Genomic DNA, 25,942 nt, shown 5'->3' with positions numbered 1-25,942 from the left:
GTCGGGTTAGGGTGGTGCGGGTGAACGACCATCTTGTCTGGATCGACTGCGAGATGACGGGGCTCGACCTCGGCAAGGACGCGTTGATCGAAATAGCCGCGCTGGTGACCGACGCCGATTTGAACATCCTGGGCGAGGGCGTCGACATCGTCATCCACGCCGACGACGCCAAGCTCGACGGCATGCCGCAGGTCGTCCACGACATGCACGCCAAGTCCGGCCTCACCGACGAGGTCCGCGCCTCGACGACCACGCTCGCCGAGGCCGAGCAGCGCGTGCTCGAGTACATCCGCGAATGGGTGCCGGACCCGGCCAGCGCCCCGCTCGCGGGCAACTCGATCGCCACCGACCGCGGCTTCATCGCCCGCGACATGCCGGAACTCGACAACCACCTGCACTACCGGATGGTCGACGTGTCGTCGGTCAAGGAGCTCGTGCGCCGCTGGTACCCGCGGATCTACTACGCCAAGCCGGAGAAAGGCCTGGCCCACCGCGCGCTCGCGGACATCAAGGAGTCCGTCGGCGAACTCGAGTACTACCGCGCGATCGCCTTCGTCCCCCAGCCCGGCCCGACGAGCGAAGAGGCCAAGGCCGCCGCCGCCGAAGTGCTGGAACGCCACCGAGGGTGACCCCCTGAAAAGCGCTCGCGGGCACCCGCTAGGATTGCTTCCAGCAAGGTGATCGCGAGATCTTTTGCCAGATGGTGGCTATAGCTCAGCTGGTAGAGCACCTGGTTGTGGTCCAGGAGGTCGCGGGTTCGAGCCCCGTTAGCCACCCGTACGCCCCGGCTTCTTTTCGGAGAGGCCGGGGTTTTGTCATTTCCGGGGTACGGTGGCCAGTGCCGGTGTCGCGCAGGTCACGACGACCCCTCGCCCTCCCCGCCGCGGCCGCGAGGGTCGACGCTGGCCGGGTTCACCCTGGGTCACCACCGCTGACCTGGGCAGTTGCCCCGGCGGACCGAAAAGGGGACCCCCCTGAAACGGGGCCTGAACGCCCTGCTAATCTTTTCCACGTCGCCGAGGGAAACCACAGCGGCGGGAAGCACCAAGCGCCATTAGCTCAATTGGCAGAGCAGCTGGCTCTTAACCAGCGGGTTCGGGGTTCGAGTCCCTGATGGCGCACCCTCACTCCCCAGGTCTTGAGATTGATAGGCCTGGGGATTTTGGTTTTCTGGAAGCTTTTCTTCCGGTTCTCGACTGTCCATTGTGGTCGCTGGCGAGCCCGAGGCGAGCCCGAGACTTCGCGCCGACTGCCGCGGGATGATCGCCGCCGTCGCCTCCGCTACTTGCGGCAGGACGGTGGTGTAGGTGTCGGAGGTGACGGTGATCGAGGAGTGCCAGAGCATCCGCTGCACCACCTTCGTCTCGACGCCCGCCGCGAGGGCGAGAGTCGCGGCTCCGTGGCGGAGATCGTGCAAGGACGACAGGCTGCAGCCGTACCAAGTAGTACGTCGACAAAGCGCCAGACACTGCCCACGACAGAGCAGCAACCGGCAACGACGGCACTGCTGCCGCTGTCAAGGGCAACCCAGCAGCGACCGCCGGGACGAGCACCGCAGACGGCGGGGCAATCGATCTGTTTCTCCCAGCCCACCAGCCACCGATGGCGCTGCCTACTGGATTCGCCGCCATGAGCAGGCCGACCGCGAACGACGCAGCACCCGCCGCTTTCGCGAACGGCGCGGCAACGCCTTCGGGCACCTCCAACAGGCCGATCATCGAAATGAGGATCACCGGGGCGACAAGCTGAGCGGCGTAGCGCGGGTTTGTAGCTGGCGCGGACGACTGCTCGGCGGAAGACGCCTGCCGCACCGCAGGACGAGGCCGGACGCCGACGTAAACAATCCCGGCGCTGAGCAGGAACGTTCCGCCGTTGATCGCAAGCACCGGTCCAGCTCCGAGAAGCGGCACCAGAAGTCCACCCAGGCCGAAACCGGCGACCTGGGCGATCTGCATCGTGACCTGGCGCAAGCCGAGTCCCGCCTGGAGGAGATCCGCAGGAAGAACATCTGGAAGCAGCGCGAGCTGCGCCCCTTTGAACGGTGCGCCGACAAGCGTCAGCGCGCCGACCAGGCACCACATCGCAGACAGCGGCAGCCCGGGCAGCGCCATCGCGATCGCGAGCCCGCCCCGGACCACATCAGTCGACACAATCACCGCGCGGCGCGGATATCGATCGGCTAGCCCGGACAGGAAGAAGCCGCCGAGCACGGACGGCGCGAACGTCAACGCGTAGGTCAACGCCGTCAGCGAAGCCGAGCTGGTGCGGTCGAAGACCACCAACGCCAGCGCAACCCGGGCAAGCTGGTCACCGACGACCGACAACGCTTCGGCCGCCCACATCGCGCGGAATTCCGCGCAGCCCAACGCCGCGGAAAAGTTCCCACGGCCGCCCTCAGCCATCGGTTCGCCCCCTCCCCGGAGCCCACCCATCCGACCGGCGCCTGCACCACCGGCGATCTGCGGATATTCCAAGGTATGCCCGGGGCGTATGCAAATGGATACACCCAGCTACAGTTTCACCCGTTTGAACCGTCTATGCGACGCTGAGTGACCGGGCATCCGTACGTGCCAGTGTTCGGTGGCTCATGTGCTGCCTGAACTTCTCCACGCAGAGACCCGGCCGGCGGCCCACTTGCGACAACGAAGCACTTCAGGACCTCGAAGCAGTGGCCGACCTCGCAGAATGACCGTGATAGCTTGGCGACCCAAAGCGGATCACGTCTGTCCGTGCCGCTTTGTTGGGGCCGGTAGCTCAGTTGGTTAGAGCAGGAGACTCATAATCTCTTGGCCGTCGGTTCGAGCCCGACCCGGCCCACTCCACCGCCACGGCAGACGGATTCCGAAACCGCCCGGTTTGCCAGGGTTGCCGAGCTTCCAGACCGGGTTAAGTCGCACAAACAACCCGCGTTGCTGCGTAAGGTCGGTCCCGTGGCGACTCAACGTCCCTTCGAGCTGAACGGCAGTCCGCTCCGCCTGCCGTCGCCCGTTGTCGAGCTGCAAGACCACCGTCTGGACCTGAACGGCATCCGCCTCCTGCTCAAGCGTGACGACCTGATCCACCCTGAGGTCCCCGGGAACAAGTGGCGCAAACTGAAGTTCAACGTCGAAGAAGCGCTCGTCCAAGGCCATGAACAGCTCTTGACCTTCGGCGGCGCGTATTCGAACCATTTGCGCGCAACGGCCGCGGCGGGTCGGCACTTCGGGCTCAACACCGTCGGCGTCGTTCGAGGCGAAGAGCACCTGCCGTTGAACGAGTCGTTGTCCTACGCCGCGAGCATGGGCATGCGGCTCGTATACCTTGACCGAACGACTTACCGGCACAAGACCGACCCGGAGATGGTGGAGCAGCTCATAAATCAGCTCGGCCCCAGCTACGTGCTTCCCGAAGGAGGCAGCAACGGCCTTGCCGCACGGGGATGTGCTGAACTCGTCGATGAAATAGCCGAAGACTTCGACGTCATCTGTTGCGCTTCCGGAACCGGCTGCACCCTGGCAGGCATCGCCGCGCGTCTCCAGCCACACCAGCAAGCTATCGGGTTCAGCGTGCTGAAGGGCGGAGACTTCCTCTGCGACGAAGTGCGACGGTTTCAGCGCGATGGTTTCGGCGCCGAGACCAGCAACTGGTCCGTGGATACCGGCTTCCACTTTGGCGGCTACGCCAGACGGACACCGGAACTGGACTCATTCATCGCCGACTTCGCGCAGCGCCATGGCGTGGCCCTCGACTGGGTGTACGAGGCGAAGATGCTGTATGGAATCTTCGCACGGATCGAATCCGGCGAATTCGCGCCGGGGAGCGTCATTGTAGCCGTGCTGTGCTGATCAAACCTTTTCGTGGTAGCTACGTTGAGACTGTTTGGATGTGTCGGAGCTGCACCAGGTCAGCTTCCATTCGCCTGAATTGATCGTAAAGTCGCGTCCGAAACCCAGCCACATTCCGCTCATCCGCTGATTGGACGGGTTGATCACCAATTGCAGGGTCCCGTGGTAGGTAGCTCCCTGGTAGTAGCCGCCAGGTGAGGTCTGCTCGCGCCACGTGCCGGTTGCCACGGCCTTGTCCAGCGCAAGTTCCAGCCGCAGACGAGAGCCAGTCGAGTGCGGCAAACTTTCGCCGATGAGCCGGTTGTCGCGTTGGCGCAAAACGACATAGTGTTCGCCGACGAACTCCTTGCCTCGGCCGCTGCTCGGGTAGACGTAGCGGCTGTGCCAGATCCCGGACACGTCATCGCTCTGCGTGCTCCGATCCGCGGTCTCCGCAGCAGACGTTTCCTCCGTAAGCACCGGACTTATGGAAGCCAACGACAGCGCGGCACTAATTTTGAGCAACAACGACCGCCGATTCACTCCGGAACCGTCGCCATTCGCCCAAGTCGTCGCCATCTTGGCCAGTTCGTGAACGTCGGCTGCATCCAATCGCGCGACGACGTCCTCCAGCGAAGTCGCTGGACGCTCGATCTCCGCAAGTTGCGCTCGGCCTTGATGAGCAGAGTCGGCGGACCGATGGTCAGCAACGTCTGCAAGCAGGTCAGCCACCCTGCATTCGTACAGTTCCGCCAGCCGGCAGAGCACGTCCAACGGCGGAGCGTGCCCAGTCGCGGCGGGCCACAACTCCCAGTACGAAAATGCCTTGTCAGTCTTCGGTTCGGCTGGCCAACGCAGACTCCATCGCTCGGCAGCCTCGCGCTGGCTCCAGCCGTGCGCCAGGCGGAGCGCGGTGCGCATGTTGACGTTGTACCGGTCGGACAAGACTGCCGCGATCTCTGCCCACGTCCTAGACTTTGCCCGAAGCTGAGCTGAAAGCTCCCGCTGCTTGCTCCGCACGCTGACCGTCGCTGACGGCATGACAGTCCCCCTTCAGACGATTCTGAGCGGACCATACGACTCTTTCAGTATGGAGCAAGTTCTCCCCATTGAACAGGGAGATACCCTCCCCCAAGATCACAGTTACGCCGTGTGGTTTACCCGCTTGAGCTGCGGTTTCGTTAGTGATGGCACCCCGGCGGCTGGTCAGACACCCGCAGTCGCGAACCCGCCCCGCAGGCACCGCGCCCCCCATTGCCAGCGAGGACAGGAGTTCCCAGCCGCCGGGGTGCCGCCAACTCCCGGCAACTGACGGAAGAGGCGGTATCGGTGATTGAATCGGCAACGTTCGACCAGTCGCAGACCGGTCGTGCAGCACAACCCGACGAAACGCAGATCGAAGCGACACAGCTCTACGATCTCGCGGTTCTCGCGCTCGTTGTCCATGCCCCGTGCACCGATGCCAACGCGGATTCCTGTCGCTGTCGTAACTGCGGGAAGCTCTGGCCGTGCACCACAATCCGGCTCGCCGCGAGGATCAGGGACGGATTTTGATGACGGCTACGATGAGCTGGCCGCCCGGCCGCGTCTCAAACGGGCAACCCACTGCTCGAACTGCGCGCGCAATCTGGATAACCAGCTACGAAGACGGCTTTGACCACCTTGTCGATGACGACGAAATGGTTCGCGCGATCCGAGTCGGCAGGTTCCGCGCACTGTGCCGGACGCAGGTAATTCCTGCGCCGATGGCGCATCCGTCGCTGTCCCCGTGCCCAGGATGCGTGGCTGAGCAGCGTCGCCGGCTGCAGGTCGAACGGCTGTTGCAAACGTTAGGGCAGTCCTTGTCCGCGCACTCTGTCGCGCGGCATTGCTCACCGGGCTTCGCGCGCAAGCTCGCCGACGTTGCCCACCACATCCTCGCAAGTTCTTCACCGGTCGGTCGCCACGCAATGCAGGACGAGCAGACTCTGCCAGCCGCGGTGGTCGGCCGTGCCGACTCGACTCGACTGCGGAACGAACCGTGACGACGACGAGTGTTCGAGCACGGCCCTGGACACGCAGCGCGCTCCTCGCTATCGAACTGAGAGCCGCGCGACTCCACGAACACCGGGGCCTCATCGAACTGGCGCGGAAGATCGGCGTCAACAAGTCAACTCTCTCGGCATGGGAACACGCCGAGCGCACACCGCACATCGAGGACGTCGCGGGCATTCTCGGAGCCCTCGGCGTTGTCGGCGAACACAAGGCGCGAATCCTGGAGTTAGCACGACACCCGGACTCGGAATCGATCATCTTCGGCCGCCGCGGCCTACCGCGCCACTTCGCCGTGGCAGAGGTATGCGCACTCGCGGCAGAACGCATCGTCGATTGGCATCCGCTGCTCGTGCCAGACCTACCGCGGACGGTCGACTACGCCACCTCAGTCGCCAGATACTCACCGCCACGGACGCGGTCAAAAGTCGAGCATGTACATGCGCACTGCGACGCGAACAGCACAATATTGAACGAGAAAAACGTCTGCGTCTACATCGGCGAACAAGCATTCACTCATCCGCTGGGCGATGCGAACGTAGTCGCCGAGCAGCTTCGCCGTCTCATCCGAATTCAGCAGACCAACCGCCGAGTCTCCGTGCGCGTCGTTCCGATCGATGTCGGCAGCCACGTTGGATTCTCTGGCACATTCACCGCCTACCAAACAGGTGTAGGCCAGATCGTGCACAGGCCGCTTAGCTGCTGTGGCGAGTTCATGCTTGACGGCGACGGGCTCTACACCAACCTTGACACCCAACTCGGCGACACCGCTCTTACCGCGACAGATTCCGCGGCATTCATCGCCCGCCACGTCATGCGGCTTGCCACGGCTGCTTCGTAGATCACGTCCTGACCCTCGCCGCCAGGTCCGCATCTCCCGAATTGCTTCCGGCAGTCGACGACAGCCAGACGTCTGTCGTGCCAACAGGTCGCAGACCAACCGTCTCGACCCGCATCTGGGCCACGAGCGTGTATCGGACGCTTCGTTGGTCAGGGCCTGAGGTCCGCCGACCGATCGCGGTCTCGAAGCCATTGTCTGCAGGTCGCACCCGCACCAACCTCGCCGACGCATTCAGACTCACCCTCAACAATGATCGTGGCCGTCCTGGTAGATGCAGATCGCGTGCGGTCTTTCACGCCGAACTTCGACCCGCTCCTCGGATGCGAATGGCCATGAGTGGGCGACCCGGTCGTAGAAGCAGAGCAGGCTCCGCCCGTCAGTCTGGAATCGGAAAGCCTGCCGCCTGCAGCGCAGCCCGCAGGTTGGGGTACCCATACCGCTTGTCGCCGTCGCCAAGGGCACGCTCGCAGCATATGACGAAGTCAGCGAACAGGGCGCCTCGAGCCTCGCCCAGGTGCGTCGTTGCGTGGAACAACTGCACAGCGAGTTCGGGCATGGGTGTCGACGTCCTGCACTCGTGGTTCTCGTGCCACGCCGTCAGCGCATCCCTTAATGCATCGATCGAAAGGACCGCCGCGTGCTGGACCAGCAGCCGACCGGCTCACTCGCCTGCACGCCAACTATCGGCGCTCCGGAGAAAAGCGATTACCCTTGGAACGAAGAACTCGCTCGGGTGAGTGGCGATAATGTCCTGTTGGTGCTGTTCTGACAGCCTCTCGAAGCGAGAAAGCAGGATCGGCAGGCGTGCACGTGCATAGGAGCGGCTGACCAGCGCGAAAGACGACAAGTCCTGCTCAGCCAACGGACCCCAAGGATCCGCCGGCAGGGGAACATTCAGAAGTGCCTCGAACAAGTTGGCTAGTGGTGCATCAACCGACGTCCAGAAGTAGTCGCAATCCGCCATCCGGATAAGCGTACGCAATTGCGCGGCACTGTCGAGCCTCTGAAGTTTCTCGCGGGTCTCGGCCACAGCGTCCCGAACTGTCCCACGATCGCGTTCAGCGAAGGCGTCAAGCACGATAGCCATCCGATCGGCATGCACGTCCGCGGGCATCCGTCCGCCCGGGTCGATCTCGAGCATCGCGGCCTTCGCGGCAAGCTTGATGAGCGACTTGCGCGTGGCCGCGCGAACCCGATCATGGAACGTGGCCTGGATGTGGAGAACGGACGGAGCGAACAGAGGGTCGCAGATGTAGTTCTGGAAATCGTCGAGAAGCTTGCCGCCCTGGGTGGGCGGATGGACTAGCAGGGTTGTCAGCGCAACAGCGAGATGTCCCCGCGCTACCTCCGGCCGCGGGTTGTAAACCTCGCCAGCCGCGCGAAGCGACGGGTGCGCGCATAGGTGGCGATCTTGCTGGATCCGGCAGAGTTCACGCTCTCCGATGGTGTCGATCAGTTCGAAGTCCACGGCCTTGGCCAGCAGAGAACCCTCGATCCTCTGCATGTCGCGCACACCGTCAGTCTTGAGCCCCTTCTCCTGCGCAGCGGTCACTTCCTCACGAAACTGAATCGCCGCCCTATCACCCTCGTCAGCCAGCCAGATCAGCTTCACGATGATGTCGGTGCTCACTGCGGCCCACGTCGCGACGATGCTCGACCGAATCGCGCCGGCGTTGTAGCAACGCCAAGCTTCCTCTGCCAGAGGGCGCACATCGGGGCTCCACACCTGCGCTACCAAAGTTTCCAGGTCAGTAACCACCAGCATCCTTCCGCAGCGGGACCAACTTCGCAGAGAACGTCGCTTCCTGTCTGGTCCGGTCGGCTTGTTCGGCTCTCCGTCTCCCAGAGCAGTCGATCACGAACATAAGGCCGTTACAGAGCAGCAACACCCGGCCCAACCGGACACGGCAGGCTGCGGTGGAGATTCGCAACATGTGGGCCGCATAGCTCGACACTGTTGTGTGGATCAGCGCACCCGCCGATGAGGGAGAAGATGGACGCGAAGCACTCGCCGTCGAAACGCCAACGCTGGTGCTGGAACGGCTCGGCTCCGGCGAGACCCCAAGGGAGGTCGTCACCGACCTGGTCAAATCGGCTATGACCGCAGCCGAAGGCGAACTCGCCGACCCCGACGCACTGGTCCACCCTCCAGTGACTCAGGCGTCCGCGCTTTCGTCCTCGTCCCTCTCCACAGTGGACCTGCTTGAGCTGGCGATCAACAACGACCGGACCCCGGCGGTTGACACAGCGACCTGCGCGTGCAACATGGCGGGCCCTACTCCGACCAACCCAGTGCCTCCAACACCAACTACCTGGCGTCGCTGCTGACAACGTGCATGGTCAGCGAAGCCTCGGCCGTCGGGGTGAGACGAAGTGGATGTTCCCTCTCGGAACGAACCAGCTGAGTCTGCATGGGCCAGACGGAGTGGCCTTCCTGTGCTCGCATCCGCCCCGGGCCACGACGACCCGTCAAACGAGCCCGGACGAAGATCCTTGAGATGCCCGCAGCACCAAAGCTCATGAACCCCAGCGCGCGACCTCAGCTTCGAATCTTCGCTGCCTGCGGCTCACGGGTTTCTATGGGGTGAACCATTCGAATGGAACCAGCGCCCCTTGCCTGTCTCGCCACCGTTGAATCACTGCCGAACTGAAGATCGGCTGTTCCAGGTCGGCGTGTTCCATGGCGATCACCTGCAGCGATCCGTTCGATTCGCTGATCGCCTCGGCAATGGGATAGACGCGCAGCAGCGCGGTCCTGTCGGATTCTTGGAACGGCTGCAGAGCCGTTCCCTTGTAGTCTGCGGGAAAGTAGACCTGAGACGGTTGGTCGAGGATGAGAAGCTGGGGCACCGGCCGTGCGTGTTCTGCGAACCACTCATGCAGGCTCAGCAGGGTCGCCAGGTGGTAACCCAGCCAGTTCTGGCCGCCTCCCATCTCCTTGAGCGGGACCGGACCGACGCTGGTGTCGGCAACGACGGTGAGGCGGCGCAGGTCGAGTCGCACCGGGGCGTCTGAGTGTTCGAGGGCGAGTTCTCGAGCTTTGTCGGAGATTCGCTGGTTGATCAGCGACAAACTGCTGTTGACCCGATCGGCTTGCACATCGTCGCCGAGGGCTTCTTCCAGGCTCTCGATGGCAGCGCGCATCTCCTCACGACGATCAGACGTCCGAGGAGCAAGGTCGTAGCGTTCCGCGTTCTCGAGGAACATGCTGATACGTCCGCTGACCGACGCTGCGCGCAGGGCGGCGTCGTGGTACCTCGAGGCCGTGCGAATGCTCGCTTCGAGAGCGTCTTGCTCGTCGCGATTTGCGGCCAAAGCCTGGCGGATCTCGCCGAGGGCTGCCTCCTGTTCGGCAATCAGCGCCTGGACCTGGGAAGTGTCGTCGCTGACAAAAAGAACATTAGCGTTGAGGTCCTCCAAGTCGGTGCGCAGCGCATTGACAACTTCATTCGTGTTCGAGACGGTGCTGTGGCACACGGGACACTGGTCTGTTGACGCCTCGGGGCTGGCATCGAGCAGGGTGAGGGAGGTTAGGCGTTCGCGGTGGTCGAGCGCCTGGGTCATGAACTCGTTGCGTTCACCCAGCGCGGCTCTCAGGTCGGTGAGCCGGAGGCGCGCCTGCTGGAAAGCGCCGCGGAGTCGATCTCGTTCCTGGACGACGGCCGCCAGTGGATCGTCGGAGTCGACCGGCATATCGAGCGAGCCGGGCAGCGAAGCGGCGCTGGCCTCGTTGAGCAACTGGACAGCTTCTTCGAGTGTGAGGTCTTCGGTCGCGCGCGGTTCAAGCAGCGAAGTTTCGATCGCTTCCCTGACCAATGCTCGCACTTGCCCGGGAGCAGGCGTGGCAGCTTCTTGCTGTTGGAGGGCCCGCTCGTGGTCGCGCAGGTCGATCTTCATCTGCCGCAACTGTGCACGTTGAACGGCCTGGTCCGGGTCCACCGCTCCGACGAAGTACGGGAACACGTCGCGAATCGTCCTCGGACCGTATTCCTCGCCCTGGGAGTGGAACAACTGTTCGGGGTTTGCGATTTCCGATTGTTTCTGGACGCAGAAAAACAGTGCTTGCCGAATGGACGGGGACATCGTGTTGCCCCTCGTCGTCGGCAGGCGGATCGAGAGGTCGATGCCGGTGAAGGTGGCTAGAACGCTGCGAGCGGCGTCCACAGTGAAGGTGAACTGCATGTCCTCGATCGCGAGCGGCTCGGCTCCCCGCTGCTGGAAAACCAAGCATATCCGAGGGAAAGGCGTGGTACCTCGCTCGGACGCCGGCCGAGCAACGAACAGCTGCTGCTCCCCGGCCACGATCTGGACCGCGAAAATCCGGACGCGCTCGCGCAGAGCGCCCGCGCTGATGGGATAGCCGCTGCTGGCCATACAGTAGTCAGTGACGCCCCAGATAGAACTTTTGCCGGTCAAGGAGTCGCCGGTGACGATGTTGAGTGCGCCGAGATTGAACTCCAGCGTGCGCACTTGATCGGCCTGCTTGCCGTATAAGGTCAGGGATTTGAGCTGCCAGGTCACGGACGCACTCCAAGCAGGGTGAGGACTGTGGTAGTGGGTCCGCCGCTGGGCAGCCACCTGCCAAGCATGTGGGCGGCCTTCTGGATGGCGGCGGCCTCGGGCGACTGCCTCCGGATTGTCGCCGGAATTGCCCCGTCGCGGAGGGCGACTCTGGACGACTTCAGAGTGAGGACGCCGGCTTGCAGGGCGAACAGCAGACCGGGGCGTACGACGCTGAGGAGTCCGGGGGCGTTAGCAGACATGTGGACCTTGACGGCCTGATTGTTCTCCGCCCACTGGGTCATGCTGGCGTTGACACGGGGAAGCAGGGCTCGGATCGCAGGCTGCAGCGCCATGACCGCGGCAGTGAGGACGAGAGGCAGTGGGCATCCTACCCGGTGTGCTTGAAGGTGGCCCTGGACGACACTAGCGCAAACGAGAGCGGTGAACGCCGGGTTGTAGAGAACCCGCTCCTCCCTGCTCCACTCGATGGGTGCGCTCATCCGCCTGACACCGGCTCCAGCAGCGCCATGAGGCGCGCTTCGAAATCGGGATGCCAGCCGACCCGCAAGTCGTCGGCGAGAATCTGGTAGGAACCCTTTGTCACGAACGGCTCATCGCAGCCGGGTCGGATGCGGAACCGGGCCTCCTGCTCGACCCACCGGTAAATGGCCTTCGCTTTGCGAACCTTGTCCTCCTCGGCCGCTTCTTCTCCCAGTTCGTCGCATATAACGTCGAAGCGCGTTGACCACTCCTCGACCAGGCGTCGCTCATACCTGCCCAGTTCCCCTGGGCGGAGCAGATTGTCGTTCACCCAGCGCGACCGCTGCGTAAACGCACGCAGGTAGTCGCTGACAGCGCGTCGAACACGGTTGTCGCCGATTCCCATGAGGTGCAACTGGCGCACAAATGTCCGGTCCCCGCGGTCCACGCCGTCGTCGACCATCTCCTCCACGTCGTCGTCGATCGGCAGGTTATCCGGACGGAAGCTGTCACGACGGTCGCTGAACATCTGATCGAACTCCAAGCCGGTCACAGGCCCGGCCGAGCGGTTGCGCAACTGGGCGACGACCTTCTGGAAGAACCATCCGTCCAAGCGCTCCAGGAAAGGCTTCGCGAACTCTCTGCCCACAGCAAGAGCCGCCAGGCGCAGAAGCTGCTGAGTCGTTTCGTCGATGTCCGGCGCTTCGTCGAGCACGCGAACGCGCCCGATCAGGCCCAGACGCTGGTCGGCCGGCAGTGCGTCCCATGCCTGGTAAGCCGCCCTGTTGGCCTTGCTCGTGGACCGGTCGCGAGCTTGATCGAGCAATTCAAGTGCCTTTGCTACGTCTCGCGGGCTGTTCGGCCCAGGGGGCCGGAGGTGGTAAGCGGCGCTGCCAGCAGGGGCTTCGGCGGTCGTGAGCAGGAAGTAGGTAGGCCGGTCCTGGCCGTCATCGGTCGTTGCCCACTCCGCGGCCCAGATCCGAAGACTCTTCCACAGGTCGACGGCCAGGTCGGTGACCCGCGTTCCCGGGGTGCGATGTTTGAGCTGATAGAGGATCTTGCCGTCCCCTTCATGGACCTCGATGTCGTCCCCGGCTTCGACGGCGACAGACCAGTCGAGTCCAGCGCTCGACTGCTCGACACAGTGGAGGAGAGCTTTGCGGAGCTGGAACAGGTAGCCGACCGCAGACGCCGAGGCCTCGAACAGCTCCATCTGCTCGTCCACCCAAGCCCCCTCGCCTCGCTTGCAGATCGCCTGTTTTGTCCATTCATGGACAGCAACCGTGGTGAAGCGCACGTCTGTTACAGACCACGCATGACGGTTCACCCGAATGGACGCACAGCGGTGTTGCTAGGCCTGCCCACATCGGCGACCACCAAGCCGCTCATCGGAAAGAAGGGAACAGTACTGTTAACAGGCTCTCGGAGCGTTGCCGCAGGACTCGCCGTGACCGCGGTGGGCTAGCCGCGGCTAGTATCGTGCAACTCCTCGCGACTACAGAACGGCCAGCCCAGTACGGATATCGACGAGGAGCGACGTGGCCGCCCCACCGGTTCCTCCGCCAGGATCCTGGCTTTGGCCGAGCAGGCGCAGCAACGGAACACGGGGAAGCCGGGGAGATGTCCGGCGGCGAGGGCTAGTCCTTGGAGCCAACTGATGGCGACAAGTTGCCATCCCATGCCCGAAACCACCTGTACCCATTCGAGTCGGTAAATTGGACAGCGAGCTTGGTGCCCCGCATGAAGTAGAGCAATCCCGCCGCTTCATCAGACTCAAACGCCTTACGTCGTTCTTCATCAGTCTCATTCGGCCGCGTGTGCATAAGGTAATTCCGGAGTTCGCGGATGAGCCTGCTGGTGAGAGTCGACGCCCCGTCTTCGAGTTGTTCGGGTTCTGTCGTCGGTGCGCACACTGGATAGGTCCACGAGAACATATCGCCGGAGCGCAACATCGCTGTGACCTGGACGTCGTAGATCGGCAGCCCTCCCACATTGTTGTACATGACCCTGGCACGTCGTCTGATCGGCTCCGATGCGGGGAACCGATCGACGACCTCGTCAAGGGTGATCGGGGCAGGCTCCACCCAGACCGCGAATCGACTTGCCAGCTCCTCCCGCCGTAGTTTCTGCACCTCCTTCGCTTGTTGTTTGGCCTGTTCGTCGGACTTTCGCCAACCCTCCACCGCGACCCAGACGGCAACGGCCGCAGCGGCGATCGAGCCGATGCCTCCGACCCATTGGCCCCATGCTGCCCACCAGTCCGCTGATCGGCTGGTTGCGATGCCGACGTCGAGAAGCACGATGAAGCCGAGAGCGGCAATGAAGGCGACAAACATGCCGCGTTGTCCGAGTTGCATGCCAGGTCAGTCGTTCCTCGGCTGCTGGCCGTTTCGATGTCACCTGCACAGCGTGGGGCCGCCAAGAGTATCGAGCTGCTAGCGGGCAATCGCGACCATCCGGTGCAGGGCCTGAGCTTCCCCTCGTGCGTCCGAATGCACCGTGTCGGAGACAGTGCACCTCGATCCAGCCGACGGCACGATGTTGCCGATGTCGATCTTCGCGTCGGTCGAGCACTCCTCGGAGTCACTCGGGCGGACTTGCCCAGGTGCTCGTCGATCAGGTCTAAGAGGTGTTGCCATTTACTTCGTCTCGTCGGGATGCGCGTACGGCTCGGCTCGCGGGCAGACGATGCCGATCTCGGTGATCAATTTGGGAGGCCTAACGAACTTTGTCCCAGCTATCAGTCCAGGTAGTCGGGCGGGGAAAGTCGAAATCCAGTTGGACCCGGTACATCGGCGGCGGTCCGCTGTTGGCCACCATGACGCTCGGCTGCAGGATCTGCTCACGGTCAATCCAGGCCTCGACTTTTGAGGCCAGGTCGCACTCGGCGTGCGCGGTACTGGGCGTCCGACTGCGCCACCCGATGACCGCGATCCGCACGGCAGCGCCGGCAGCCGCGACCAAGCCCAACGCGCCCTCCCACTGGCCCCACGACAAGCCGCGGTCGCGCGTGGTTCTGTCACCTAGTCTCGTCGTGCAGGTTCACCGACCGGCAGCAACCGATCTCGTTCATCGCTGCCCTCCGGTTTGCCGGAACAGCCGTTCGCTCCTCCAACTCAGATCGAACCATCTTGACGAGATGGCGGGCCCTGGCTGCACCTACGCCGAGTCGGACACGCAGTGTTTCAGCGGATATCGGCTTCTGATGCGCTGCACGATGAGCCGCGTCTTCCCTCCGCGCCCGAGTCAAGAGCGCCTCGGGCGTACGACTAGCAACTGCATGCTCGGCACTCGGCGGCACTAGTTCCTCGTCGACTTGAACCATCGCATCCGACGCACCGTCGCCCAGGTCCGAACGGGCAGCCAGATCGGGCCGGTCACCCTGGCGTATATCTGGCTCGCGCAGGGACTGATCGCCAATCGCCAACAGCAGGCCAGGCCCGACCTCCGCCCAGCCGATCAACAGCAGCGGCCCCACCGCATCGAATGCTGCCTTCCCGAACTCGCCTGCGACAAGAGGCCCCGCGACATTCAAGCCAAGAGTGACCATGCTGGCGAAAATCAGCAAGCGGCGAGCGGGCCGCAACGCCTCCGGCGGCGCGCCCGTAAGTGCGAGGTGCCGGACAGCAAGAAGAAGCCCCAGGATCGAGAGATCAACCGCAGGAGCCACCAATGGCGCAACCCAACCGGGCACATCGAGCCGGAGAGCCAGGCTGAGAACATTGCCGAAGCCGAACAAAAACGTCAGACCGACAACGGCACCCATGATCGTGGTGACTGCCATGACGACGAGGGCGTGACCAGTCGATTCCTGACGAGCAAAGCCATGTCCATCGGAAGCCATCAGCTACCGCCTCCAGGGTTGCCAACCTGGAAACTGCCCTCAATCACCAGCATTCCGCTGGAAACCCGCAGGTCACGCCCGGGACCGTCTGGATGTAGCCCTGCCCAGGGCTCGAACCTGCGACCGATTCACGGCGACGATGGCAGCCCGCTCGGCAACGCTCGCCTCCAGCAGAAAAGCGGCGTATTAACTCCGAACCGATCGTTGTTCAAGACTGCTCGTCGGCCAGCGGGTTGAGGTCGCGGATCATGGCCCGTGCTTCGTCTCTGCACAGCTCGCTCCATCGGGCGAGGTCACGGGCAGCGTGCCGCCGAACGTGCGACGGAGCCGTTTCGTCGCGGGCCACAGCTCGCGCGACCCCGGCAGCTCTTTCCCGCCAGTCGCGCCGCAACGCGACCAGAGCCTCCGCACACCGGACCCGGACTACCCCGCCGAGTCCCTCGTCTCGGGCCATCGCGCTGAGCGCTGCCTCTGCCGTCGCAGGATCAATGGCGGCGGTGGCGAGGAGAATCTCTCTGCGGCACAAAGGCGTCTCTGCCCTCATGCCGTGCAAGGCGCTCAAGACCTCGCGATGACCGCTGGGAAGGAGATCGGCGAGCGCGTGCGCTGCTTCAGTTCGCACGGCGGTTGCCACAGTTGTGTCGTGCATGAGCCCGCGGAGCACGGTCGCTGCTCGTTCGCGGCCCGGCACTCCGAGTGTGGCGAGCGTGCCTGCGACGAACCGGCGCAACGCGGGCCGCACCGCGGCGTCCGCGGCGATCCCGTGGAGAACCTGCAAGCATACGGCTCGGTCCTCGACGGTCCTGTCGAGGAGCTTCTCGGCTGCTCGCCACCGGACGACAGGCGCCTGAGTGCTGTCGTCGCGCAATGCCCGGAGCTTGTCGAGACCGTCGATGTGCCCCAGCGCGAAGACCGCATCGACGCGGTCCCGGTCCGACGATCGCTCGTCCTGCGCGACCTGCCGCATCAAGTCGACCACAGAATCGGGCAAGTCCGTGGTGATGTCCATAGCGAGGCGAGCCGCGCGCAGCCGGTCCCGCAATGGCAGCGTTTCGTTCCGGAGCTGGTTCTCCGCCCAGTCCTGTACCTCCCGCCGGACCGCCGGGCCGAATGCGGCCAGTTCTTTCCTGGCCTGATAGGCGGCGTGTTCCTGCCGGGCAAAGCGGTTGAGCAGGCTGATGCCTTCAGGCAGATGCCGCCGTGACAGGCGCGCGAGCGCCGCCGCGGCGCTGACTCGTTCGGACGGCAGGTACTCGACTGCGGCAAGCACGTCGCGCACTTCCGCCTCTGCTTCTGCCGACAGAGGCAAATCGCCCCACACGTCGCGTTGGGGCAGCCGATCCTCTATCCCGGCTGAGCGGTCGGCCAGCAAGGCCCGCTCGATCTCGGTGCGCACCTTTCTCGGGAGCCTCTCGGCCAGGCGACGTCGATCACAGGGTTCGGTCCGGGGGTCTTGCACGACAGCGATCAACAGGGGGTTGAGCTCGTAACGCCAGGAGAGGAGGTTGTCCAGCCATGCGGCGCTTGCGCGCCGCGCGTTCGACGGCATTCGGGGGTCCTCGGCGTTCCGGCGGAGGAAGTCGATCGCCAGTCGTTTGCCGCCCCGGTCCAACTGCGCGAGAAGGTACGCGGCAGCGGCTCGGTTGGCAATGTTCTCCTGCGCGTCCTCGATCACCTGCTGGTGGTAGCGGGCCGCTGGTTCGCGGAGGGCGTCGTCGAGTTCGACGAGGACCTGCCAGATGTCGGAGCGCGTGTCGAAGGCGAGGTGGTCGTCGTCGACCCAGCGTCGCAGTTCCGCTCGCACCTTGCCGGCGGAATCAGGAGCCAGAGCCGCGAGCAGTGCCGCTGCGGCGCTGCGAACGGTGATGTCGGCGTCGCGATCCCCGGCGACGGCTTGAAGCTGGGGCACCACCTCGGCACCGAGTTCGGCGAGATCGAGAACAGCGGCGCGCCACCCGGGCCGCCACGATTCGGAACGCATTTGAAAGACGGTTTCTCTGGCTTCCGCCAGGAAGCCGGGGTTCATTCTCGCCAGCGCGAGAGCTGCGCCGGTTCGCACCCGGAAATCCGCTGATTCGTCCCGGGCGATGCACTGCAGGACGGTCGCCGTCTCGTGCCTAGTTCGAACACCGAGCATAGCGAGAGCTTCGGTGGCGTCCCATTTTTCCTCGGACGACGAATACGGGTCGAGCATCAGGTCGCGCAGCGCTTCGCCGACCTCGGCGCGTATTCCAGTCCCCGTCGCGGTGAAGCTCTGCATAGCAGCGGTGAGGTTCACGCCAACGTTCCTCGGCGACCGCAACAATTCGCAGAGGGCACCGGCAGCGCCGCGATGAAACTTGCGTCCGAGTGCGACCAGTTCGCGGGTGGCGGAGATCCGGGCGCGGAGGCTGCGTTCTTCGCTGGCCTGGACGGCGTTCAGCGCTCGCGCTACCTGCTCGACGTGCTTGCGATCCGTCGAGGCCACCGCTGAGGCAACGTGGAGCGAAAGGGCTCCGGCCGGCCCCTCGGACGACGCCAAGTCGAGCAGAGCTTCGCACGCCTGGTCGTGGACCGATGCATCGAGCATGAGGAGTTCCCGCCAGGCCCTCGAGACGAGTTCGGAGTCGAGGCCGCTCGCGGCCAGGGCACGCAGATGCGAACACGCTTCGGCGTGGAACTCGGGGCCGATGTCGGCTAGGAGTTGCGCTGCGCGGAAGCGTGCCCACGGATCCGCGGCGCAATCGGATGCGATGGCGCGCAGCCGGTCCAACGCTTGTTGTCGGTGTGGATCGCTGGTCAGCCGGGCGAGTTCGCCGAGCGTTTGCGCGCGGTCATCGCCGTTAACAGCGGGGTCGTCGAGAAGTTTCCACATCGTGTCGGCCGCTTCGCTCTGCAGTTCCGGGCTGATTTCCGCCAGGTAGCGAGCGGCGAACAGGATGTTGTTGGTGTTCGCCTCGGGGTCCGTGATCACCGAACGCAGCTCGGCAACGGAGCGGAGCTTGAACTCTGCGCCCAGTTGGGCCAGTTGGTACGCGCAAGTATGTCGCTCGAACGGCATGATTCCTCGTTCTCCGAGGATTTCGATCAGCAGTTTGCCCGCGGCGATCCGGTGTTGCGGGCCGAGTTCGCTGAGTATGTTCGCAGCTGTTGCCCGGTCGAAGCGGTGGCGGCGGCGATCGGTGATCAGCGCGGTGATCTCGGTGGCGGCGTCGGCGAGGCACTGGGGTCCCAGGGACGCCAGCCCGAGCGCAGCGTCGCGCCGGCCGGCCATGCTGTCCCGCTCCACCGGGTCGCGCAATACAGCGCGGAAGACCTCGGCGCAGCGTTCGTGGAACTCGGTGCCGATTTCGACCAGGCCGGTGGCCGCCGCGACGAGGTCGTCGGTCGGCGTGTCGGGGTCTGCCAGCAGCCGCGACAAGGTCTTCACTGCGTCCGCTCGAGCGCGGCCGCCGAAGGCGGACAGGACGATCGCGGCTGTGCGGCAGTTCTTTCCCGACGCGAGCGGGTCGCGCAGAACCGAGCGGAGGCCTCGTTCTGCGGTGTCGCGTTCGGCGGTGCCGCTGTGGGCCAAGGCTTCGGCGGCGGCCAGGCGATGGTCGATCGGCACGCCGTCGTCGTCTGCGACGCTGCGCAGCAACGCCGTCGCCTCGGAGCTGTGGGTGCTGCGCACCCTGATCGCCAGCGCCGAGGCCGCCTCGACCCGGGACGGCCATGGAGCGTCGCTCGTTCTCATCAAGTCCAGCAGCCACTCGACAAGTCCCGGATGGTGTACAGCGCGGCAGGTTTGCCGCAGGATCTCCCCGGCGGCGTACTGGGTCGTCATGGCCCAGCCGCGGGCCGTCGCCATGAACGCGTCGGTCGTGTCAGCGCCCGCCGGGATATGGCGTGCGAGGAGCCGTGCGGCGAGCAGATGCTGGTCAGAGCTTCCGGCGTGCAGGCGGCTCATCAGCGGGTCCGCCTGATCGGGGCGCAAGCGCGCGTAGTGGAGCAGCACGGCGCGGGCGTGGCGCCCGGCGTCCTTTGGCAGCGCGCTGTGCAGGAGGTTCGCGAACCCGTCGTCGTCCGGGTCGAACTGCTCCGGCAGGGTGCGCGCGGTCGCCGTGGCGGCGAGATGCTCGGCGAAGCTGTGGTGCAGGAACGCCAGATCGCCGCCGCGGACGACCAAGGGCCCCGTCGACGCCAGGAACACGCGCAGCTGCGCTTCCCAGCCGTCCGCGAGCTCCGGTGCCGGGACGTTCCGCAGCGCCCAGTCGCGTGCCGCCGCGACGAGCGCTGACGGCGCGATTGTGCGATTGACCGGAGCGGACGGGAGTGCGTGCGGACTATGTGCAGCCCGCTTGTCGCGAGCGCAAGAGCCGGCAGTGTCGAATCTGACCGACGACCGCGCTGGGCAGTTCTGGATGGATAGGCGCAGCCAGAGCCTGACGAGGTCGTCTCGGCCCGAGCTCTTACCGAGGGGGCGGTGAAGCTCTCACGAGGTGGCATACGAAGATGTACGTTCCATCAGGCCCTCCGTCTCCATACGACCAGGCTTCCGGCTGACAAGCCCCGTCAGGTTCGGCTGCGCGCTCGAGACCGGTGAGGAAATGCCGCATTTCGAGCAGCCAGTATTGACCGCTCAGGATCACATTTGGTCGCACGGACACCAGGCGGTCTCGGATGCCTTGACTCCGACCTGTGCATTGCCTGGGATTGTCGTGATTGTCGCGCAAACAATGGACGAAAGCGGCCGCTTCGTTGGCACCTAACCCGCCTGCCGACGCGAACACGAACAAATCCGCGCCCGATAATGGGCCAGCCCGGCAAGATGTTCGGCGCGTGAGGGTCCACCCCACAGGCCACGGGACGCACAAGATCAAACCAACCCAGACCAGGTAGCGACAGAAGAAGTGAGCCACCATGCCTGACGTTCCCGTACGCGCCTTGCCAGACATGCAGGCCGGAGCAGGAGCCCCGGTCCCGCGCAACGATGCGGAAGCCGCCCCCCACGTCCAGCAGGACGCCGCCGAGCGTTCCGAAGGAGCGGCCGTCCGTCGGCATGCCTGCTTTGCCCTGGGCACCGTGGTGGTTCTGGCCGCTGGGATTCCTAGTCATCTTCGGAATCGACGCTGCCCTGGTGCTCGCGCTGGTCGGCCAGCACCAGAACCTCGCGGTCGCCGTCGGCGTCCCCTGCGCGCTGACCGTCGTCGCGCTCAGCGTGCTGCGTGCGCTCGCCCGCTACATAGACCGACGGGGCTGATGAGGTCGGGATGAAACGCGAGAACAAACCCGATCGAGGACACTGGCCCGATCGGGCAGTTCGCGCAGCGGCGACGGGACGATCGGGATGCGGCACAGGCCTGGCCGACCTTTCGCAAAATGGCTAGATGCGGTTTCTTCTCGCATTAGGTGTTAGCCGAAGGCTGCGCAGGAAAGTGCTGCTCACCGGCAAGGTGGCATCACTGCATGCACGGTTGGATCGCGTTTACTCGTCAGCCAGGATTCCAAATAGTCTGTCGACGTCACCGATACTCAGCGTGAGGCAGCCATCGGCCGTCGCCCAGATACGTCGACGGTACTCGGAAAATCTTCGGCAGGTCTTCGAGCGACCAGCCGAAGATGTTTTCATCGTCGGCCGAGGTGAGGACTTCCCAGATGACCTGCGTCATGGGGCCGTCGTGTTCACGCCACTCGTCCATGCTTTGGCCATAGCGGGCGACGCGCCACTGGTTCGGGTCCTCGGAGTCAGTTAACCAGAAAAACATCCCGCCCTCGCCGTCGCCTCCCCACGGCAGCAGCCCTCCTTTCTCCGGAAAGAGTCGATAGTCCACGTCACTGAGATAGACATTCCTGTACTCATCCAGCATTTTGATGATTTCGAAGGTTTCTTTTTCTATGAAATTATCATAGTTCGTCCGAGAATCTATCGGATTGATAACCGTTATTACATCACGAAAGGATCCCGACGGGAATCGGGAGAACAACTCCTTGTAGTCATCAGGAAGCTTTGTGCCAATGTCGTCTTCAACAGTTTGCCAGGTTCGCGCCGGTTGCACCCGGCCATGCCATTGAACGGCTTCAACAATCATGTCGAGCAGCCGAGAACTCCCGGTCGCGACCATCTACTTCTCCCTGCCCTGCCAAGAAACGCAGCCCGTCAACACCCTGTCAGTAGCAGCCTACGGGCCTGCCGACGTTGCCGCCACCCTCTTTGTTCTCGATCGTGACACGGCAGTAGTAGCCGTTGTTGCCCATTGCGTCGATAAATATCCACTGCGGCGCGCGCGCTGTTTTGTCAGGATATTGAACTCGGACCCGGTAAACAATCTCCGTATTCGTGGTCGGGGACAGTGCGTTAGCGGCAGCTGTTTCGAAATTCTTCACCTCAGGATTGTTCACCCGCTTGTACTGGTTGACGATATTGATCAGCTTATGGGAACCATGGAATCGAGCAGGGACAAGGTGCCCGGCCTGGAAAATCGCACTGTCGTAACCAGCGGGCTTTTCTCTGTTCCCCGGATTTCGGATGCTTTCGGTGGCACACACTTCTCCGCTGGTCGCACGCAGTTTCGGTTCCCCGAGGTACGTGAAAGGCTCCAGGTCTCCGTTGCGCGGAACGTTTTTCTCCATTGTTCCATTAGCGCATTCGTCGAACTTGAACCTGTCCTTGATCGGGTCGAGCCATGGTCCCGGGTCGGGTTTGACATCGGGCACGGGCTTCTTGAGTTCTTCTTCTTTGTCGACGACGGTGCAGGGCTCTCCCCCGCCGCCGGCTAGTGCGGGTGCGCGGCATTTGATGAGGCCGCGGACGTAGTTGCGGAGGTTGGTGGTGATGCGCCGGGCGGCGACGACGGCGTCTTTGAACGACCGGATGCCCTTGACGATGCGGACGGTGGCGGAGACGGCGTCGGGGATTTTGGACAGGACGGAGATGAACTTGAACAGGGGCAGGGCGTTGAGGACGGTCATGATGCAGGCGATGAAGTCGCCTTCGGTGAAGCATTTCTTCGCGTCGGTGTAGCCGATGAGGTCGAGAAGGACCTGGCCGCCTTGTTCGGTGATGAACCCCATAAGGCCGGCGTTGGCCTTGGCGCGGTTGTTGTTGTAGTCGTCGACGCCTTGCTGGCCCTTCTCCTTGCGGAGGACGGTTTCCTCGTCCGCGGTGAGCGCGGGGACCTCGCTGTCGTCGTTGATCGCCTCTTCCGCGGCCTTGCGCTGCTCTTCCTCGTCGGCCTTGCGCAGCTCCTCTTGGAGTTTGGCGAGTTCGGCTTGGATATCCTTCGCGTCGTTGGCCGCGTTCTTCGCGCGGGTTTCGGCGTCGCGGGCGTAGTTCTCGGCGTTGGTGGCCGCGTCGTTGGCGTCCTTGGCGTGCTGCTCCGCCCGGTCCGCTGCCGCACGCGCGGCCTCGGCGTCTCTGGCGGCTTGCGCTGCCGCCTGTTGCGCGGCGGCGGCATCGTTGGCGGCGCGGGTGGCTGCGGCGGAGGCTTCGTTGGCGGCCCGGGTGGCGTTGTCCGCGGCGGTGCGGGCGGCGCGGGCGTCGGCTTCGGCTTGGTCGGCGGACAGCCCGGCCAGGGCGGCGTCAGCGGCGGCCTGGTTCGCGGCGGCCCGGGCAGCCTGGGCGTCAGCCTGAGCTTGAGTGTCGACGACATTCGCGTCCGCAGCAGCCTGACGGGCTCCGGCGGCTTCCTTCGCGGCCTCGGCCGCGGAAGCCTGAGCATCTGCTGCGGACCGCGCGGCGGCGGACGCCGAGTTGGCGGCGTCAGCAGCTGCCTGGTAGGCGGGGGCGACTTCGCCGGCCGCGTTTTTTGCGGCTTCGGCGGCGATGCGGGCGCGTTCGGCGGCATCGTTGGCGGCGGCCTGGGCGGCGTCGACCTGGCTGGTGCCGGTGTCGCGGGCCCGGTTGGCGACGTTCTGCGCGAAGTCGGCGTCGACATCGGTGCCGGCGAACGGCGCGGCCATCCCGATCGCACTGTCAGCAGGGTTGGCGATGCCGGCCGCGGACTGCACCGCCGCACCCGCGGCACGGGTGGCGATGCCCGCTTGCAGCGCGGCGGTCGAGGCTTCCACGGCGGAGGCGTTGGCCTCGTCTTGGGTGCGCTGCGCGGCCTCTAGCGCCTGCGCGGACTTGACCGCGGTCTGCTGGGCGAGATCGGCGGCGTTGCGGGCGTTCTGCGCCGCGCGCGCTTCGGCCGCGGTCGCGTCGGCGGCGGCGGCGTTGGCGCGCATGGCGGCCTGGTGGACGAGTGCGGCTTCGGATTCGGCGCGGGTGGCGTCCTGGTCCGCGCGTGCCGCGGCGGCCTGGGCTTCGGTGGCGGCGACACGAGCCCGCTCCGCTGCGGCTTCGGCGTCGTCAGCGGCGGCTCGGGCCTGGGAGGCTGCTGCCTGTGCGCGGTCGGCGGCGGCGCGGGAGTTGCTGGCCGCCGAGTTGGCCTGGATCGCCGCAGTGCGAGCGTTGGCCGCAGCGGTGCCGGCGGCGTCGGCGTCCGACCGTGCTTGCCTCGCGGCCGCTGCGGCCTGGTCGGCATCGGCGCGGGCCTGGTGCGCGGCGTTCCAGGCACGGTCTTTGTCGGCCTGAGCCACCTCGACCATGCCCTGCGCCTTTTGTGCAAGGGCCTCGAGGATCTCGGCCTTGCGGTTGAGGGTCTCCGCGGACTTCGCTACTTCGGCGGCGTAGTCGCGGGCCTGGTTCGCGTTGGCTTCCTGGGTGCGGGCGTCGGTGTCGGCGTCGCGAGCAACCACTTCCTGGCGACGGGCGTCCTTGCTCCGGTCGGCGGCGATCTGCTCCTGCTGCTGGGCGGCACCGCGTTTCTGCGCGGCGATGTCGGCTTGTCCTTCGGCTTCGCGGCGTTTCTGGGCGGCGACGTTCGCTTCGCGCACCGCGACGTCGCGTTGCTGGGCGGCTTCGCGCTGCTTGGCCTCGGCCTCGGCGCGCTTGGCGGCGGCCTGCTGCCGGTTGGATTCGGCTTCGGCGCGTTTGGCCGCGGCGGTGTCGCGCTCGCGTTCAGCGGCGGCTCGGGAGTCCTTGACGTTCTGCGCGTGCTGCTGCGCCTGATGCAAAGCGGCGAGAGCGTCGGCATGGGACTGCTTGGCCCGGGCAGCGGCGGTGGCCGCGGCGGCGGCCTGGTCGGCGGCGGCCTGTGCCAGCTGCCGGGCCGCGGCCGCGTTGATCTCGGCGTTGGCACGCCACTGGCGGGCGTTTTCCTCGTGCGCCTTGGCTTTCTCCGAAGCGTCCGTGGCCGCAGCATCGGCGGCGATCGCGTCCACGGCGTGCGACGCGGTGTCCGCAGCCTGTTTCGCCGCGGTCGCGGACGCACCCATCGCCTGCACGACCTTCGCCCATTCCGAGCCGTGCGGCATCCCGTTCTGCACCAGGATGTTCGCCTGCGCCACCGCCGCACCGGCCGCGGCCTGAGCGTTCTGGGCATCGGTGGCCGCGTTGGCGACGTGCCGGGCTACTTCGTCTTTCGCCCGTTGGTAAAGCTCCGCGTGGTAGCTGTGGCCTGCCTGATCGGCGGCGAGGGTCTTCGCGATGTCGCGGGAGGTGTTCGCGGCGGCGGTCATATCGTTCGCGGCCCGCTCCAGAGCGCGGACCCCGTCGGCGTGGGCGGACAGCAGGTACCGGCGCGCGGTCATCGCCCGCGCCGTGCGCTGCGCGAGATCGGACGCGGCCTCGGCCTCCTTGCGCTGACGCTCCAAATCCGCCAAGTGCTTCTCGCGTGCGTCGGCGTCGCGTTTCGCGGCCTCGAGATACCCGGTCGCGAAGAACTGCTCGATCGCGGCGTCCCCTTGCGCAAGCGCGGCTTTCGCCGCAGCCGACACTTCCGGTCCACCGCGGTCGGCGACGATCTGCACAAAAGCGCGTCGCCGGTCCCTGTACGCCTTGTTGAAGGCGTCGTTCTTGCGGTCCTGCTCGGCCGCGATGTCGCGTTCGTAGGCGAGGAAGTTCTCCCGATCGCGGGCGTCGCCTTTCAACGCCCGTTCCACGGCCGCGTTGAACACCGGCCCTCCCTGCCCGGCCAGCGGCTCGATCAGCGCGCGGTTGGCCGCGTCCGCGTCGGCTTTTCGTTTCCGTGCCTTGGCCCTGGCGTCCATGTTGCCATGCGCGAAGAACTCGTCGATGGCGCCCGCGTCGCCGGCATCCGTGCGGCGCAGCGTCTCCCGCGCGGCGTCCCGGACCTCCTGGTCTTCGTCATGATCGGCGATGTCGGTGACCAAGTCCCGCTGCATCTGCTTTATCAACGCGGCGTCCTCGGGATCCAGCTCCCCCGCCGCAGCCGCATGCGCCGCGACAGCAGGCGGCTTCTTCTCCGGCGGCTGCCACTGCCCGTGAATTGCCGTTGCCGCCGACGCGGCGACGGCGTTCGCGCCCTCCCCCGCGGTCACCGCCAGCAGGGCGGCCGTCATCGCGACGACGAGACCCCGATGCCATCCGGATACCACCGCGGCGTGTCTTCTCGGTCTTCTGGACAGTCTGCGCAC

General features: G+C 65.2%; 14 protein-coding genes, 3 tRNA genes and 2 pseudogenes. 7 read left to right on the top strand and 12 right to left on the bottom strand.

Annotation, left to right across the window (positions count from 1 at the left end; all coding sequences use genetic code 11):
• The first annotated feature begins 20 nt into the window (after positions 1-20).
• The 3 genes from orn (at position 21) to F9C11_RS17945 (ending at position 1,121) form a co-directional block, all read left to right on the top strand.
• The gene (gene orn / locus F9C11_RS17955; RefSeq protein ID WP_409186018.1) at positions 21-629 is read left to right on the top strand and encodes an oligoribonuclease; all 609 of its coding nucleotides are present in this window, start codon (positions 21-23) and stop codon (positions 627-629) included.
• 74 nt (positions 630-703) lie between these two features.
• Positions 704-776: transfer RNA gene (locus F9C11_RS17950), tRNA-His, on the top strand.
• A 272-nt stretch (positions 777-1,048) separates the two neighbouring features.
• Positions 1,049-1,121: transfer RNA gene (locus F9C11_RS17945), tRNA-Lys, on the top strand.
• Between the two features lie 230 nt (positions 1,122-1,351).
• Here the strand turns inward: F9C11_RS17945 and F9C11_RS17940 are convergent.
• Both F9C11_RS17940 and F9C11_RS17935 read right to left on the bottom strand, forming a co-directional pair.
• Positions 1,352-1,417: pseudogene (locus F9C11_RS17940) on the bottom strand (hypothetical protein); the annotation flags it as partial.
• 7 nt (positions 1,418-1,424) lie between these two features.
• A pseudogene (locus tag F9C11_RS17935) lies at positions 1,425-2,342 on the bottom strand (MFS transporter); the annotation flags it as partial.
• Between the two features lie 401 nt (positions 2,343-2,743).
• Between F9C11_RS17935 and F9C11_RS17930 the strand changes: the two are divergent.
• Positions 2,744-2,817 (top strand) — tRNA-Ile (locus F9C11_RS17930).
• A gap of 113 nt (positions 2,818-2,930) precedes the next feature.
• Positions 2,931-3,824 carry a 1-aminocyclopropane-1-carboxylate deaminase/D-cysteine desulfhydrase gene (locus F9C11_RS17925; RefSeq protein ID WP_409186017.1) on the top strand — a complete coding sequence of 298 codons (894 nt, stop codon included), beginning with the start codon at positions 2,931-2,933 and terminating at the stop codon, positions 3,822-3,824.
• Here the strand turns inward: F9C11_RS17925 and F9C11_RS17920 are convergent, their stop codons facing one another.
• Positions 3,825-4,724: a helix-turn-helix domain-containing protein gene (locus F9C11_RS17920; protein WP_409186016.1), complete on the bottom strand. Its 900-nt coding sequence runs from the start codon at positions 4,722-4,724 to the stop codon at positions 3,825-3,827.
• Between the two features lie 1,099 nt (positions 4,725-5,823).
• Between F9C11_RS17920 and F9C11_RS17915 the strand changes: the two genes are divergently transcribed.
• Positions 5,824-6,675: a Scr1 family TA system antitoxin-like transcriptional regulator gene (locus F9C11_RS17915; protein WP_409186015.1), complete on the top strand. Its 852-nt coding sequence runs from the start codon at positions 5,824-5,826 to the stop codon at positions 6,673-6,675.
• 661 nt (positions 6,676-7,336) lie between these two features.
• Here the strand turns inward: F9C11_RS17915 and F9C11_RS17910 are convergent.
• From F9C11_RS17910 to F9C11_RS17880, 7 genes are all read right to left on the bottom strand, one after another.
• A complete protein-coding gene (locus F9C11_RS17910) occupies positions 7,337-8,434 on the bottom strand; it encodes a hypothetical protein (protein ID WP_409186014.1) in 1,098 nt (365 codons plus the stop codon).
• 818 nt (positions 8,435-9,252) lie between these two features.
• The gene (locus F9C11_RS17905; RefSeq protein WP_409186013.1) at positions 9,253-11,196 is read right to left on the bottom strand and encodes a DUF3732 domain-containing protein; all 1,944 of its coding nucleotides are present in this window, start codon (positions 11,194-11,196) and stop codon (positions 9,253-9,255) included.
• On the bottom strand, positions 11,193-11,678 hold the full coding sequence (locus F9C11_RS17900; protein WP_409186012.1) for a three component ABC system middle component: 486 nt from the start codon (positions 11,676-11,678) through the stop codon (positions 11,193-11,195). Before F9C11_RS17900 ends, F9C11_RS17905 begins: the two co-directional genes overlap by 4 nt.
• Positions 11,675-12,883: an ABC-three component system protein gene (locus F9C11_RS17895; protein WP_409186011.1), complete on the bottom strand. Its 1,209-nt coding sequence runs from the start codon at positions 12,881-12,883 to the stop codon at positions 11,675-11,677. The genes F9C11_RS17900 and F9C11_RS17895 overlap by 4 nt, the downstream gene beginning before the upstream one ends.
• A 412-nt stretch (positions 12,884-13,295) precedes the next feature.
• Positions 13,296-14,015: a hypothetical protein gene (locus F9C11_RS17890; RefSeq protein ID WP_409186010.1), complete on the bottom strand. Its 720-nt coding sequence runs from the start codon at positions 14,013-14,015 to the stop codon at positions 13,296-13,298.
• Between the two features lie 662 nt (positions 14,016-14,677).
• Positions 14,678-15,502, bottom strand: coding sequence for a hypothetical protein (locus tag F9C11_RS17885; RefSeq protein ID WP_409186009.1), 825 nt, complete (start codon positions 15,500-15,502; stop codon positions 14,678-14,680).
• A 208-nt stretch (positions 15,503-15,710) separates the two neighbouring features.
• Entirely contained in the window at positions 15,711-19,673 is a 3,963-nt protein-coding gene (locus tag F9C11_RS17880; RefSeq protein ID WP_409186008.1) for a hypothetical protein, read from the bottom strand.
• 849 nt (positions 19,674-20,522) lie between these two features.
• On the opposite strand from F9C11_RS17880, the gene F9C11_RS17875 reads away from it, so the two are divergent.
• Entirely contained in the window at positions 20,523-20,723 is a 201-nt protein-coding gene (locus tag F9C11_RS17875; protein WP_409186007.1) for a hypothetical protein, read from the top strand.
• Positions 20,724-20,985: 262 nt separating this feature from the next.
• Here the strand turns inward: F9C11_RS17875 and F9C11_RS17870 are convergent, their stop codons facing one another.
• Together F9C11_RS17870 and F9C11_RS17865 are read right to left on the bottom strand one after the other, a co-directional pair.
• On the bottom strand, positions 20,986-21,585 hold the full coding sequence (locus F9C11_RS17870; RefSeq protein WP_409186006.1) for an SMI1/KNR4 family protein: 600 nt from the start codon (positions 21,583-21,585) through the stop codon (positions 20,986-20,988).
• A 46-nt stretch (positions 21,586-21,631) separates the two neighbouring features.
• Positions 21,632-25,867, bottom strand: coding sequence for a DNA/RNA non-specific endonuclease (locus tag F9C11_RS17865; protein ID WP_409186005.1), 4,236 nt, complete (start codon positions 25,865-25,867; stop codon positions 21,632-21,634).
• Positions 25,868-25,942 lie beyond the last annotated feature (75 nt).

This window comes from Amycolatopsis sp. VS8301801F10 (assembly GCF_046195355.1).
GTDB lineage: Bacteria > Actinomycetota > Actinomycetes > Mycobacteriales > Pseudonocardiaceae > Amycolatopsis.
Note: the sequence above shows the minus strand (reverse complement) of the source record. Positions and strands in the feature narration are given on the sequence as shown.

What these genes read in the sequence shown, in the direction of transcription:
- F9C11_RS17920 (WP_409186016.1), bottom strand. Translation starts at nt 4,724, where the DNA reads ATGCGCACCGCGCTCCGCCTGGCGCACGGCTGGAGCCAGCGCGAGGCT.
- F9C11_RS17900 (WP_409186012.1), bottom strand. Translation starts at nt 11,678, where the DNA reads ATGAGCGCACCCATCGAGTGGAGCAGGGAGGAGCGGGTTCTCTACAAC.
- F9C11_RS17890 (WP_409186010.1), bottom strand. Translation starts at nt 14,015, where the DNA reads ATGCAACTCGGACAACGCGGCATGTTTGTCGCCTTCATTGCCGCTCTC.
- F9C11_RS17885 (WP_409186009.1), bottom strand. Translation starts at nt 15,502, where the DNA reads ATGGCTTCCGATGGACATGGCTTTGCTCGTCAGGAATCGACTGGTCAC.
- F9C11_RS17875 (WP_409186007.1), top strand. Translation starts at nt 20,523, where the DNA reads ATGCCTGCTTTGCCCTGGGCACCGTGGTGGTTCTGGCCGCTGGGATTC.
- F9C11_RS17870 (WP_409186006.1), bottom strand. Translation starts at nt 21,585, where the DNA reads ATGGTCGCGACCGGGAGTTCTCGGCTGCTCGACATGATTGTTGAAGCC.
- F9C11_RS17865 (WP_409186005.1), bottom strand. Translation starts at nt 25,867, where the DNA reads ATGACGGCCGCCCTGCTGGCGGTGACCGCGGGGGAGGGCGCGAACGCC.